Annotated in this window: 10 protein-coding genes; 7 read left to right on the top strand and 3 right to left on the bottom strand. The window is 68.8% G+C overall.

What is annotated here, in order from left to right; translation table 11 throughout:
• Positions 1-12 precede the first annotated feature (12 nt).
• Both B4V04_RS15210 and lpdA read left to right on the top strand, forming a co-directional pair.
• Complete coding sequence (locus tag B4V04_RS15210; RefSeq protein WP_498232570.1) at positions 13-1,671, top strand: dihydrolipoamide acetyltransferase family protein; 1,659 nt, start codon at positions 13-15, stop codon at positions 1,669-1,671.
• A complete protein-coding gene (gene lpdA / locus B4V04_RS15205) occupies positions 1,671-3,098 on the top strand; it encodes a dihydrolipoyl dehydrogenase (protein WP_498232569.1) in 1,428 nt (475 codons plus the stop codon). Before B4V04_RS15210 ends, lpdA begins: the two co-directional genes overlap by 1 nt.
• Positions 3,099-3,128: 30 nt before the next feature.
• Here lpdA and B4V04_RS15200 read toward each other — a convergent pair whose 3' ends face one another.
• On the bottom strand, positions 3,129-3,326 hold the full coding sequence (locus tag B4V04_RS15200) for a CopZ family metallochaperone (RefSeq protein WP_144800017.1): 198 nt from the start codon (positions 3,324-3,326) through the stop codon (positions 3,129-3,131).
• 132 nt (positions 3,327-3,458) lie between these two features.
• On the opposite strand from B4V04_RS15200, the gene B4V04_RS15195 reads away from it, so the two are divergent.
• On the top strand, positions 3,459-4,058 hold the full coding sequence (locus B4V04_RS15195; RefSeq protein ID WP_498232568.1) for an AsnC family transcriptional regulator: 600 nt from the start codon (positions 3,459-3,461) through the stop codon (positions 4,056-4,058).
• A gap of 345 nt (positions 4,059-4,403) precedes the next feature.
• On the top strand, positions 4,404-7,112 hold the full coding sequence (locus B4V04_RS15190; protein ID WP_498232672.1) for a heavy metal translocating P-type ATPase: 2,709 nt from the start codon (positions 4,404-4,406) through the stop codon (positions 7,110-7,112).
• A 225-nt stretch (positions 7,113-7,337) separates the two neighbouring features.
• Here B4V04_RS15190 and B4V04_RS15185 read toward each other — a convergent pair whose 3' ends face one another.
• The gene (locus tag B4V04_RS15185) at positions 7,338-8,366 is read right to left on the bottom strand and encodes a rhodanese-like domain-containing protein (protein ID WP_498232567.1); all 1,029 of its coding nucleotides are present in this window, start codon (positions 8,364-8,366) and stop codon (positions 7,338-7,340) included.
• A gap of 114 nt (positions 8,367-8,480) precedes the next feature.
• Positions 8,481-8,768: a PadR family transcriptional regulator gene (locus B4V04_RS15180; RefSeq protein ID WP_498232566.1), complete on the bottom strand. Its 288-nt coding sequence runs from the start codon at positions 8,766-8,768 to the stop codon at positions 8,481-8,483.
• A gap of 311 nt (positions 8,769-9,079) precedes the next feature.
• On the opposite strand from B4V04_RS15180, the gene glmM reads away from it, so the two are divergent.
• The 3 genes from glmM (at position 9,080) to glmU (ending at position 13,279) form a co-directional block, all read left to right on the top strand.
• On the top strand, positions 9,080-10,405 hold the full coding sequence (gene glmM, locus B4V04_RS15175; RefSeq protein ID WP_498232565.1) for a phosphoglucosamine mutase: 1,326 nt from the start codon (positions 9,080-9,082) through the stop codon (positions 10,403-10,405).
• 371 nt (positions 10,406-10,776) lie between these two features.
• Positions 10,777-11,994, top strand: a complete 1,218-nt coding sequence (locus B4V04_RS15170; RefSeq protein WP_498232564.1) for a M99 family carboxypeptidase catalytic domain-containing protein — start codon at positions 10,777-10,779, stop codon at positions 11,992-11,994.
• A 103-nt stretch (positions 11,995-12,097) separates the two neighbouring features.
• Positions 12,098-13,279 (top strand): bifunctional sugar-1-phosphate nucleotidylyltransferase/acetyltransferase, encoded by a 1,182-nt coding sequence (gene glmU, locus B4V04_RS15165; RefSeq protein ID WP_498232563.1) that lies wholly within the window; start codon positions 12,098-12,100, stop codon positions 13,277-13,279.
• The last annotated feature ends 63 nt before the right edge of the window (positions 13,280-13,342 follow it).

The following is a 13,342-nucleotide window of genomic DNA, read 5'->3' as shown; positions in this document are numbered from 1 at the left end:
GGAGGTCGAGGCATGACCGTCGAGGAGTTCAGGCTGCCGGACGTCGGCGAGGGCGTCGCGGAGGGCGAGCTGGTGTCGTGGCTCGTCGCCCCCGGCGACCGCGTCGAGGAGGACCAACCGGTCGCGGAGGTCGAGACCGACAAGGCGCTCGTCGAGGTCCCGTCGCGCTACGACGGGACCGTCGAGGAGCTGTTCGTCGAGGAGGGGGAGATGGTCCCGGTCGGCGACGTGATCATCTCGTTCCGCGTCGACGAGGACGGGGCGGAGGCGGACGCGGACGACTCCGGCTCCGCCGACGAAGGGGACGTCGACGAGACGAGCCCCGACGCGGGCGAACCGGAGCCGGCCGCGGCGGACGACGCCGTCGAGTCGGAGCCGGCGACCTCGTCCGGCCGAACCTTCGCGCCCCCGTCGGCCCGCCGGGTCGCCCGCGAACTGGGCGTCGACGTCGCGGCCGTCGACGGGAGCGGTCCCGGCGGTCGCGTCACCGAGGCCGACGTGCGGGCGCACGCTGCCGGGGACGCCGCCCCCGCGACCGACGCGGACGACGCCGGATCCGACGAGTCGCCCGCTCCCACCCCGGCCGACGTCGACTTCGACGACCGGCAGTCGGTCGTGGACGCGCGCGGCGACGACGGCGCCGCAGAGCCCTCGGCGACCGCCACTTCCGACGCGGCGCCGGAGCCGGCCGGTCGCGACACGACGCTCGCGACGCCCGCGACGCGGAAGGCGGCTCGCGACCTCGGCGTCGACGTCGACGACGTGCCGACCGACGAGACCCGCGACGGCGAGGCGTTCGTCACGGGCGAGGACGTGCGGGCGTACGCGGACGCGCTGGAGTCGGCGACGACGGCCGAATCGGCGCCCGAACCGGAGCCGGTCGACGTGGACGAGACGGCGGCCGCGACCGCCGACGCGACCGCTGGCGACACGTCGACGGCGAGCGCGTCCGCCGCCGGCGAGGAAACGACTCCCGGCGACGAGACCGTCCCCTACCGCGGGGTGCGCCGCACCATCGGGAAGCAGATGGAGCGGTCGAAGTTCACCGCTCCGCACGTCACCCACCACGACACCGCCGAGGTCGCCGCCCTCGTCGAGGCGCGCGAGGAGCTGAAGCCGAGGGCCGAGGAGCGGGGGGTGAACCTCACCTACATGCCGTTCGTGATGAAGGCGATCGTCGCGGGGCTGAAAGAGCACCCGTACCTCAACAGCGAGCTGCGCGAGGACGACGAGGAGATCGTGCTGAAGAAGGAGTACAACCTCGGGATCGCGGTCGCGACCGACGCCGGGCTGATGGTCCCGGTCGTCGACGACGTCGACGAGAAGGGGCTCTTCGAGCTGGCCGCGGAGGTGCGCGACCTCGCGACGCGCGCCCGGGACCGGTCGCTCAAGCCGGCCGAGATGAAGGGGAGCACGTTCACCGTCACCAACTTCGGCGCCATCGGCGGAGAGTTCGCCACGCCGATCATCAACTACCCGGAGACGGCCATTCTGGGGCTCGGCGCCATCGAGGAGCGGCCGGTCGTCCGTGACGGCGAGGTCGTCCCGGCGCCGACCCTCCCGCTGTCGCTGTCGATCGACCACCGCGTCGTCGACGGCGCGGTCGCCGCGCGGTTCGCGAACACCGTAATGGAACACCTTGAACACCCGCTGCTACTGTTGACTCGATAATGGTCGTCGGAGACATCGCAACCGGAACGGAGGTACTGGTGATCGGCGGCGGACCGGGCGGCTACGTCGCCGCCATCCGCGCCGCACAGGAGGGGCTCGACGCGACCCTCGTCGAGCGGGACGCCTACGGCGGCGTCTGCCTGAACCGCGGCTGTATCCCCTCGAAGGCGCTGATCACGGGGAGCGGGCTCGCCCACGAGGCCGGCAACGCGGAGTTCATGGGCGTTCACGCCGACCCCGCCGTCGACATGGGGAAGATGGTCGAGTGGAAGGACGGCGTGGTCGACCAGTTGACGAGCGGCGTCGAGAAGCTCTGTAAGGCGAACGGCGTCAACCTCGTCCCCGGAACCGCGTCCTTCGTCGACGAGCACACCGCGCGCGTCGCCCACGGCGGCGAGGGGCAGGGCTCCGAGTCGATCGAGTTCGAGCACGCGGTCGTCGCCACCGGCTCGCGACCGGTCCAGATCCCCGGCTTCGACTTCGCGGAAGACCACGTCTGGAGCTCCGCCGAGGCGCTCGACGCGGACACGGTCCCGGACCGGATCGGGATCGTCGGCGGCGGCTACATCGGGATGGAGCTGGCGACGACGTACGCGAAGCTCGGCGCCGAGGTGACCGTCGTCGAGATGCTCGACGACATCCTCCAGCCGTACGAGGACGACGTGAAGCGGATCGTCCGCAAGCGCGCCGAGGAGCTCGGCGTGGAGTTCCACTTCGGCGAGGGCGCGAGCGGGTGGTCCGAGGCCGCCGACGGCGGCTACCGCCTCCACACCGAGACGGAAGAGGGCGAGGAGTCGACGTACGGCGTCGATAAAATCCTCGTCGCGGTCGGCCGCCAATCGGTGACGGACGGGCTCGACCCGGAGAACGCCGGGATCGAGACGGACGACCGCGGGTTCATCGAGACGGACGACCGAACCCGCACCGCGGTCGAGCATATTCACGCCGTCGGCGACGTCGCCGGCGAGCCGATGCTCGCGCACGCGGCCTCGAACGAGGGGATCGTCGCCGCCGAGGTGATCGCGGGCGAGCCCGCGGCGCTCGACCAGCAGGCGATCCCCGCGGCCGTCTTCACCGACCCCGAGATCGGGACGGTAGGCCTGACCGAGGCGGAGGCCGAGGCGGAGGGGTTCGACCCGGTCGTCGGCGAGATGCCGTTCAACGCCTCCGGCCGCGCGATGACGACGGGCCACACCGACGGGTTCGTCCGGCTCGTCGCCGACGAGGAGACCGGCTTCGTGCTCGGCGGGCAGATCGTCGGGCCGGAGGCCTCCGAGCTGGTCGCCGAGGTCGCGCTCGCGATCGAGATGGGCGCGACGCTGGAGGACGTGGCGGCGACGGTCCACACGCACCCCACGCTCGCGGAGGCGGTGATGGAGGCCGCGGAGAACGCCCGCGGGCAGGCGATCCACACGCTGAACCGGTAGCCGTTCGTCGCTCGCGCTCGCTCGGTTTCCCTACGCGGACGCGTCGTAGCCCGCCTCATCCACCGCGGCCACGAGCGCGTCCGGGTCGGCGTCGCCCTCGACGGTCGCGGACTCGCTCTCGCGGTCGGCGGTCGCGCGCTCGACGCCCGCGACGCCCTCCAATGCTTCCTCGACGCTCTGCTCGCAGTGGTCACACGACATTCCTTCGACGGTGAGCGTTCGGCTCATGGCACCCGATCGTACGTGTGGGGGACGTTTTTCGCTTGTCGCTTCTCGACTGCGGCTGAATCGACCGATCGACTTTGGAATCCGAAGCGGAACGGGGCAACGGTCTTGTGTCGCGAGGTCGTCGTGTGGGGCATGCGCGACCTCGACGAGACGGACTTGGAGATCCTGTCGCTGTTGGCCGAAGACGCCCGGCGCCCGTTCAGCGAGATCGGGGAGCGCGTGGGGCTGTCGGGGCCGGCGGTCTCCGACCGCGTCACCCGACTGGAAGAGACCGGCGTCATCGAGGGGTTCACGGTCGACGTCGACCGCACGAAGCTCCGGGCGGGCGTCCCCGTGTTGGTGGACGTGGAACTGCCGCCGAGCCGTCCGGAAGCGCTCGGCGCGGCGCGGGACCGGGCGCGAGACGCCGACGCCGTCGAGCACGTGTTCGTCACGGCCGAGGGCGACCTCCGCGTGTACGGTCGGGTCGAGGGGCGGAACGTGCGGGAGTGGGTGCAGGGGCTGTTCGAGGGGGTCGCCGTCGAGGAGTACGCGGTCACGCTGGTCGACGAGTTCGAGTGGACGCCGTCGATCGAGGGCGTGGAGTTCGCGCTGACCTGCGCGGAGTGTTCCAACACCGTCGACAGCGAGGGCGAGACGGCGCGGATCGACGGCGACGTCTACCACTTCTGCTGTCCGTCCTGCCTGTCGCGGTTCCGAGAGCGATACCAGCGGCTGGAGGAAGGGGTATAATCTGGCGGATCGGCCGTTTGTGAGCTGCTTTCGTCGAAGATCATCTCCAAAGCCCCAGCCGCACAGCACGGCAACCGCAGCCTCACGCCTCCCCAGCCTCGCCGCGGCCGCCGCCGGCGGCCGCGGGCTCCCTCGCGCGTGCGACTCGCGCCCTTCGGGCGCTCGTCGGCACGCGCCACCGCCTTCTATTCGTTTGCGATATCGTCGATCGCTGCGATATCTCCTCCTCTGTTTCTCGTCTCCTCGGTCTCTCGGAGTCGGCGGTCGCTTTGGAATCGAAGATTTCGGACCGCTCGAAGCCGCGATCTCGAAGCAGAAAACCGCCTAAGGGAGGGACACGTATTGATACACACGCCAACGAGAACAGCCCATCTGGACGTCACGGGGATGTCCTGTGCCAACTGCTCGGCGACGATCGAGGACGCCCTCGCGGACCTCGACGGGGTAGTCTCGGCGAACGCCAACTACGCCACCGACGAGGGGTCCGTCGAGTACGACCCCGAGGAGGTGTCGCTCGGCGAGATCTACGCGGCGATCGAGTCCGCGGGCTACGGCGCGGTCAGCGAGACCGTCACCGTCGCGATCACGGACATGTCCTGTGCGAACTGCGCGGAGACCAACGCGGAGGCCCTCGAGTCGACGCCGGGGGTGATCGAGGCCGACGTGAACTACGCGACCGACGAGGCGCAGGTGCGGTACAACCCCGCGGACGCCTCCCGGTCCGACCTCTACGACGCGATCGAGTCGGCGGGCTACTCCCCGGTTCGGGAGGGGGGCGGCGGCGACGCGGGAGAATCCGGAGGGAACGCGAGCGAGAGCGGCGACGCCGAGCAGGACGCCCGCGACGCGGCTCGCGAAGAGGAGATCCGCAAACAGCTCCGCCTGACCCTCTTCGGGGCCGCGCTCGCGGCGCCGCTGCTCCTGTTCATGGCCGACCACCTGCTGCTCGACGGGGCGCTGTTCCCGGAGACCGTCTTCGGCGTCTCGGTCGGGTGGGTGCAGTTCCTGCTCGCGACGCCCGTACAGATCGTTCTGGGGCGCCCGTTCTACGAGAACTCCTACAAGGCGCTGGTGAGGAACGGGCGCGCCAACATGGACGTGCTGATCGCGCTCGGCTCCACGACCGCGTACGCCTACTCGGTCGCGGTCCTCGCCGGGGTCGTCGCCGGCAGCCTCTACTTCGACACGGCGGCGCTCATCCTCGTGTTCATCACGCTCGGCAACTACCTCGAGGCCCGCTCGAAGGGCCGGGCCGGCGAGGCGCTCCGGAAGCTCCTGGAGATGGAGGCCGATCAGGCCACCCTCGTCGACGAGGACGGGAACGAGGAGGAGGTCCCCGTCGACGAGGTCGAGGTCGGCGACCGGATGAAGGTCCGCCCGGGCGAGAAGATCCCGACCGACGGCGTCGTCGTCGACGGGCAGAGCGCGGTCGACGAGTCGATGGTGACCGGCGAGTCCGTCCCGGTCGAGAAGGGCGAGGGCGACGAGGTGATCGGCTCGACGATCAACGAAAACGGCGTGCTCGTCGTCGAGGCGACCAAGGTCGGCGCCGACACCGCCCTGCAGGGGATCGTCCGGACCGTCAAGGAGGCGCAGTCGCGCCAGCCCGACATCCAGAACCTCGCCGACCGCATCTCCGCGTACTTCGTCCCGGCGGTCATCGTCAACGCCCTGCTGTGGGGGACCGTCTGGTACCTCTTCCCCGAGGCGCTCGCCGGCTTCGTGAACGCCCTCCCGCTGTGGGGGCTCGTCGCGGGCGGCCCCGCGGTCGCCGGCGGCGCGGTCTCCGTCGCCGAGTTCGCGATCGTCGTGTTCGCCTCGTCCGTGCTCATCGCCTGCCCCTGCGCGCTGGGGCTGGCGACTCCGGCCGCGACGATGGTCGGCACCACCATCGGCGCGGGCCACGGCGTCCTGTTCAAGGGCGGCGACGTGCTCGAACGCGCCAAGGACGTCGACACCGTCGTCTTCGACAAGACGGGGACGCTCACCGAGGGCGAGATGGAGCTGACCGACGTGGTCGCGTTCGACCGCGACGGGGAGCCCGTCACCGACGGCGGCGCGGCGCGGCCGTTGGAGTCCGGTGACGGCGACTCCCCGGATCCGGCCCCGGACGCCGACTCCGCGGCTCCGGACGCCGACCGCGACGCCGAAAGCGAGGTGCTCCGGCTCGCCGCCATCGCCGAGCGCGGCAGCGAGCACCCCCTCGCCCGCGCCATCGTCGAGGGCGCTCGCGAGCGCGGCCTGGAGGTGCCCGAGCCCGACGAGTTCGAGAACGTCCCCGGACAGGGGGTCCGCGCGACGGTCGAGGGCGACGTGATCCTGGTCGGCAACCGCAAGCTGTTAGACGACGAGGGGATCGACGCCTCGCCCGCGGCCGAGACCATGGAGCGCCTCGAAGACGAGGGGAAGACGGCGATGCTCGTCGCTCGCGTGCCCGCTGGCACGAACGCCGGCGACCTGATCGGCGTCGTCGCCGACGCGGACACGGTCAAGGAGAGCGCGGCGGACGCCGTGACGGCCCTCCGCGACCGCGGGATCGACGTGATGATGATCACCGGCGACAACGAGCGCACCGCCCGGGCCGTCGCCGAGCAGGTGGGTATCGACCCCGAGAACGTCCGGGCGAGCGTCCTGCCGGAGGACAAGTCCGACGCCGTCGAGGCGATTCAGGACGAGGGCCGACAGGCGATGATGGTCGGCGACGGCGTCAACGACGCGCCGGCGCTCGCGGTCGCGCACGTCGGCACCGCCATCGGGAGCGGCACCGACGTGGCGATCGAGGCCGCGGACGTGACGCTGATGCGCGACGACCCGCTCGACGTGGTGAAGGCGATCCGCGTCTCGGACGCGACCCTCCAGAAGATCAAACAGAACCTCGTCTGGGCGCTCGGCTACAACACGCTCATGATCCCGCTCGCCTCGCTCGGCCTGCTCCAGCCCGCGCTGGCCGCGGGGGCGATGGCGCTCTCCAGCGTGAGCGTGCTGACGAACAGCCTGCTGTTCCGGCGATACGAGCCCGACCGCGACTACCGGCTGCTCGGTCGGTTCCGGTAGTCGCCGTCGCGTCTCTCGCTCGAGGCGCCGCCGACCGCCGCGACTGCCCGCCCCGCATTCCGCGTCTTTCGGACCGCTCCGAGCGCGCGTTCGACAGCGGCGCGGCTCGACCGAATCGTCGATTCTCGGAGGCCCACCGGGAGCCATTCGAGCGTCGCGGTCCCGCGTTTCCGACGGAGAGCGGGGAGGGAGGCTCGTCGGTACGACCCCGTCCTCACGGACGCGCTAGAAGTTCCACTGCCACGAATACGAATCGTCCGTCGCGTTCGTGGAGTTGGTGACCGTGCCGTTCGACGCGGTGGTCGTCGAGTTCGTCGAGTTCGTGGACGTCTCCTTCGTCGACGTCGCCGGGGACCCGCTCTCGGCGGTGACCGTCCCGCTGGTCAGGTCGCCCAGCGGTGCCTGGATGGCGTAACTCGGCGTCTCGACCTGAATCGTGCTCTGCGCGCCGACCTGCACGAACTTGAGTTCGAGCGTGTAGGAGCCGTCGGATCCGATCTCGGTCGCCTCGACCTGATCGGTCTCGGGGTGGAACGCCCACGCCGTCTCGCCGGCGTCGAATCGACTGGTCTCCCCCTCGATCGTCCGGACCGTGTAGTCGCGGTTCGTGTCGGAGCCGGCGAGCGGGTAGTTCCGGTCGAGCCATCCCTGGTACCCCTCGTCGATGGCGTACACGTTCTCGAACCCGGCTTCCAGCAGCGACGCCGCACGGAGCGACGACAGGTGGTGGGGGCAGTGGCAGTACGTCACGACCCGGTCTGACTTGTCCCAGTCGGCGGTGGGGTCCAACCGTCGGCCGTCGGGTGCGGGACTGAGGACCGATCCGAAGATGTGCGAGACTTCGTACCCGGTCTCACTGCGAGCGTCGGCGAAGCGCGCCTCCTGACGTGCGTACCAATAGTACGCGTCCTCGACGGGAACGAGCGGCACTTCGGCGGTCTCGCCGTTGACGTCTCGCGTCAGCGTGTCGTAGGCGCTCGTGTCGATGTCCCGCTCCTCCGGCACGGCGTCGAACTCCGGCGGGTATCCGTTCGACGGCTCCGTGAGTTCCGGCAGGTCGTCGCCCTCGCGGGGGCCGCGGATCTGGTCTTCCGGCGTGTCGGTCGACGACTGGTTGGTCGTCGTCGTGTTGTTCGAGGCGGGTGCCGTCGTGTTCTCGGACTCTGACCCGCCCGAACAACCGGCGAGTCCGACGAGCGCTGCCGCACCGGTCGCGTGGAGGAACCGTCTCCGGCTGGACTGTCGTTCTGTCATCAACGAGCCATTGCGGCCTACTGGTGTTTATTATAAACAAAGTAAGCCTCTCAGACCCGTGACCCGCCGCTCGGGTGGCTCAGCGGGTGCGGCGTCCACCGACGGAAAGCGGGGTCAGGCCGTCTGTTTCACGTAGCTCTGCTCCCAGCGACGCCGGTTTCTCACCGCCTCACGGCCCTCCTCTGTCACCGAGTACTCGTTTGCTCGCCCGTTCTTACTCCCTTTGTCGATGAGGTCGTCGTCGGCGAGTTCGTCCAAGTTCGTATACACCCGTCCTTTGACGAGGTTTCGGTTCTGGGTCCGTTCGAGCTCGGACTTGATCGCCGTCCCCGACGAGTCGGACATGCCACTCACGACGAAAAGCAAGTCACGTTGGATTGCCGTCAGTTCGTGTACGTCCATGCGTTGGGTACACTCGCCCTCCCTACATGAACTACCCAGACCGTTGTCTCACTAAAGAGACCCTAGTACCGTGAAACGATCGGGATTCCCATCGCCGGCTGTCCTACCAACTGGATAGTAATGTGGGAACGGGCCGAGGGTCGATACGGGCCGTCTCGTTCCGTCCCCTCTCGGAAAGTGACGGCCTGTACTGTCGGTCTGCTTGGGTATGGGTTACCACCGCGTGGGTGCAGTTGAGGGGGCGGCCAGCCCGCTCCCGCTCTTCTGTTACTGATACCATAGTAATGCCCGGCGCGGGCGTGGTCGAGACCATGTTCGGAACCAGCGGGATCCGTGGAGCGGTCGGTGACGACGTTACAGCGTCTCTGGCCCTCTCCGTCGGCCGCGCACTCGGGAGCGAAGGGTACGACACGGTCGTCGTTGGACGTGACGTTCGGGAGAGCGGACCGATGCTCGAACAGGCGCTCACGGCGGGTCTTCGAGAGACCGGAGCAGATGTCGTCCGCGTCGGAACCCACCCCACGCCGACGGTCGCCCGCGCCGCAGGGTGGTTCGATGCCGACGCGAGCGTCGTCGTGACCGCCTCGCACAACCCGTCGTCGGACAACGGTCTTAAGCTGTGGACCGAATCCGGACGCGCCTTCGGTGCCGACGAGCGAGACGCCGTCGCCCGACGGGTCGAGCAAGGCGACTACGACCTCGCCGCGTGGGACGAGGTCGGCGGCCAGCGACAGCGCGCTATCGGAGATCGACACCGGGAGGAGCTCCGCGAGAGCGTCGACCTCTCGGAGCCGTGTTCGGTCGTCGTCGACGTCGGGAACGGCACGGGCCGGATCACGGCGGACGTGCTCACCGATCTCGGGTGTACGGTCTCGACGCTGAACGGCCAACGCGACGGCCGGTTCCCGGGGCGGCCGAGCGAGCCGACGGAGGCGACCTGTCACGCGCTCGAAACGCACGTCGCCGAAACCGACGCCGACCTCGGGATCGCGCACGACGGCGACGCCGACCGGATGATGGCCGTCGACGACGACGGGGACTTCGTCGAGGGGGACTCCCTCCTCGCGCTGTTCGGTCGCGAAGCCGCTGCCGAAGGCGAACTGATCGCGGTCCCGGTGAACACGAGCCTCGCCGTCGACGACGCCGTCAACTCTGTCGGCGCCGACGCCGTTCGAACGCGCGTCGGCGACGTGTACGTCGCCGAAGCGTGCGCCGAGCCGACCGTCGTCTTCGGCGGCGAACCGTCTGGAGCGTGGATCTGGGGCGACGAGACGCCCTGCCCCGACGGTCCGCTCGCGGCGTGCAAACTCGTCGAACTCGTCTCGAAGCGCGGGCCGCTGTCCGAACTCGTCGCCGCGACCGACACCTACCCGCTCCGCCGAGAGAGCATCGAGGTGAACGACAAGGCTCGCGTCCTCGAACGAGTCGGAGCGAGCGTTCGCGACGAGTACGACGACATCGACGACCGCGACGGCGTCCGCGTCGCCACAGACGACGGCTGGTTCCTCGTCCGCGCGAGCGGGACACAGCCGCTCGTCAGAGTCACGGCGGAGGCGCGGACCGAGGCGAACGCGGACGGACTGTTCGACGACGCGATCGACCGCGTCGAGGCGGCGAGAGCGGTAATTGAAGCGTAGGGGGTAGTCGAAGCGCGGGCGGCAGCGGCGTCGGCGGTAGTCGAAGCGCAAGCGGCAGTCGAAGCGCCGGACCGGCGCTCCGGCATCGCTGATTTTTCTCCGGGTCGACGGCAGAGACCGAGAGTGAGTCTCTCGTTCACAGCTCACACGAGTACTTGAATGCTGTCGATATGAAGCGAGAACATTCTCGGTTTAGAGAACGTCATCAGATCCAGAAGATAATGGATACCCAACTCACTCGTCGTCATTTTCTTGGCGCTACGATAGGATCCTCTCTGGTCGGTGCGGCAGCCACGTCATCCGCTGAAGCGGCGTTCGTCCCGGGCGAGGTCGGGACGGCACCGTATCTCCCGGATCGGCTCTACCCCACGATGGGAACCGACGAGACGAACCCCACGCTGACCGTGTACGTCAACTTCCTCTCCGACGCCTCGCAGTACTTCGTCCAGCACAACCTCGAGAAGATCGTTCGCGAGTACGTCCGGCCGGGCCTCCTCAACGTCGAACTTCGGTTCCTCTCGTACCGCCCCGACGCCGTCGACACGTACCTTGTCGGGGACGACGAGGGCGAGGCCCGCGCCGCCCGCGCCGCACACGGCGTCTGGCTGGTCGAACCGGAGAACTTCTGGGAGTTCTTCGAGTTCATGTACTGGAACTACACGACCAAGACGTACACGCACGCCCGGTTGGAGTCGTACATGGGCCTCGGAGGCGTCCGAAACACGATGAAGATCGCCAACCGCGCCTACGAGGACCGTTACGACGGTCTCGTGCGCTCTGCGACCGACGAGGCCGTCCGATACGGCATCTCTGACGTCCCGCGGGTCCGCCTCCTCCGCGATCACAAGCACGGCAACTACGCCGACATCCTGGGCTGGATTCGCACGCGTCTCGACAGAGTCAACGAAGGGAGCGTCCGCACCCACTCGCTCCTTCCGGGGACCAAGTACGAGACGCCGGTGCACGTCATCGACTCGGGGAAACCGGGTCCGACGGCGTTCGTCGTCGGTGGGGTCCACGGCGACGAGCCGCAAGGGTACATCAGCGCCGGGGAGATGACGCGCCTTCGCCCGACGGGCGGCAAACTCGTCGTCGTCCCCGAGGCGAACCGGCGGGCCATCGAACGGCACGCCCGGCACACCGAGGACGGAGATCTGAACCGACAGTTCCCGACCGGGTCGACCCCGGAGAGTAAACTGGCCCGAGCGCTCTGGTCGGAGCTCGTCGCGCACGACCCGGACGTCGTCGTCGACCTCCACAGTTCGAGCGGGATCTACAAGCACGACGGGAAGGTCGGACAGGCCGTCTTCCCGACTCGTGCCACGCCGGAAAACGCCGTGGACGCGTGCGCCCGGGTCGACGACCACTACGTCGACCTCTCGGAGTACCCGTCGTACTACGACTTCGACTGCGGGAACTCGCTCGACGGGTCGCGACCGCTCCTCATCCACAAGGTGTACGGTGACCTGCATCTCCCCGGATACCTCGTCGAGACGACGCGCAAAGGGACCTACATCGAGGACCAGGTGGTGTGGGGAACCGCCGCCGCGGAAGCGTTGCTCTGGCGGCACGGCTTCCTGTTCGGGTGAGCCGTCGCTACCACAGTACTAAACGCTCCCGCAACTGACGTTTCGGCCCCGATAGACGCTTATTTTGCGTATAATAAACCGCGTCATTCGACTACGCCTGGGCATGCAAGCGATCGTTCTCGCGGCGGGCAAAGGCACTCGAATGCGGCCGTTGTCGAACGAGGTCCCCAAACCGATGCTGTCGGTCGCCGGCCAACCGATCACCGCCCACACCGCCGAGGCGGCGGTCGAGGCCGGTGCCGACGAACTCGTCTTCGTCGTCGGATACGGCGGAGAGACCGTCCGGGACTACTTCGGATCGTCGTATCGCGGCGTCCCCGTCTCGTACGTCGTCCAAGACGAACAGCAGGGAACCGCCGACGCCGTCCACGCCACCAAAGAACACATCGACGGCCCCTTCTCGGTGCTCTACGGCGACAACCTCTACGACCCCGAGGGGATCGACAGGCTGTTCGACGCCGCGCCGAGTATCGCCTCGATTCGGGTCCCGAACCCCTCGAACTACGGCGTCCTGAACGTCTCCGACGGCGCGGTGACGAACATCGTGGAGAAGCCCGACGCTCCGCAGAACGACCTCGTGAACGCCGGCGCGTACGTCTTTCCCGAGGAAGCACGCGACATGCTCGACGTGTCGCCGAGTGAGCGCGGCGAACGCGAACTCACCGACGTGCTCGACCGAGTCATCTCGGAGTACACCGTCTCACCCGTCACCCTCGACCGCTGGATGGACGTCGGCCGGCCGTGGGAGCTACTCGAAGCGAACGAGTGGAAGCTCGGAACGTTCGACCGCCGCGTCGACGGCGAGGTGAGCGACGACGCGACGATTCAGGGACCCGTCGTCGTCGAGGACGGCGCGACCGTTCGCGGCGGCAGCGTCATCGAGGGACCGGCGTACGTCTCGAAGGGGGCGTCCGTCGGACCGAACGCCTACGTCCGGGGGAGCACGTTCATCGCCCCCGACGTCCACATCGGCCACGCCGTCGAGATCAAAAACAGCGTCGTCCTGGAGAACACGAACGTCGGGCACCTCTCGTACGTCGGCGACAGCGTCGTCGGCCGGAACGCGAACTTCGGTGCCGGCACCAACGTCGCGAACCTCCGCCACGACGACGAGGACGTCGAACTCACGGTCAAAGGCGAGCGCGTCTCGACGGGCCGCAAGAAGTTCGGCGTCGTCGTGGGTGACGGCGTGAAGACCGGCATCAACACCGGTCTCAACGCCGGTGTGACACTGTCGGAGGGCGCTCGAACCACCCCCGGCGAGATCGTGGCGCACGACAAGTGACGCCGACGTGACCGAGTGACCCGCACCGCTGAAACGGGTGTCCGTCTGCCGACCACCGCCCCT

Source organism: Halorubrum sp. B52, from assembly GCF_059752555.1.
Note: the sequence above shows the minus strand (reverse complement) of the source record. Positions and strands in the feature narration are given on the sequence as shown.

What these genes read in the sequence shown, in the direction of transcription:
- B4V04_RS15185 (WP_498232567.1), bottom strand. Translation starts at nt 8,366, where the DNA reads ATGACAGAACGACAGTCCAGCCGGAGACGGTTCCTCCACGCGACCGGT.
- B4V04_RS15170 (WP_498232564.1), top strand. Translation starts at nt 10,777, where the DNA reads ATGGGAACCGACGAGACGAACCCCACGCTGACCGTGTACGTCAACTTC.
- lpdA (WP_498232569.1), top strand. Translation starts at nt 1,671, where the DNA reads ATGGTCGTCGGAGACATCGCAACCGGAACGGAGGTACTGGTGATCGGC.
- B4V04_RS15210 (WP_498232570.1), top strand. Translation starts at nt 13, where the DNA reads ATGACCGTCGAGGAGTTCAGGCTGCCGGACGTCGGCGAGGGCGTCGCG.
- B4V04_RS15195 (WP_498232568.1), top strand. Translation starts at nt 3,459, where the DNA reads ATGCGCGACCTCGACGAGACGGACTTGGAGATCCTGTCGCTGTTGGCC.
- B4V04_RS15180 (WP_498232566.1), bottom strand. Translation starts at nt 8,768, where the DNA reads ATGGACGTACACGAACTGACGGCAATCCAACGTGACTTGCTTTTCGTC.
- B4V04_RS15200 (WP_144800017.1), bottom strand. Translation starts at nt 3,326, where the DNA reads ATGAGCCGAACGCTCACCGTCGAAGGAATGTCGTGTGACCACTGCGAG.
- glmU (WP_498232563.1), top strand. Translation starts at nt 12,098, where the DNA reads ATGCAAGCGATCGTTCTCGCGGCGGGCAAAGGCACTCGAATGCGGCCG.
- glmM (WP_498232565.1), top strand. Translation starts at nt 9,080, where the DNA reads ATGTTCGGAACCAGCGGGATCCGTGGAGCGGTCGGTGACGACGTTACA.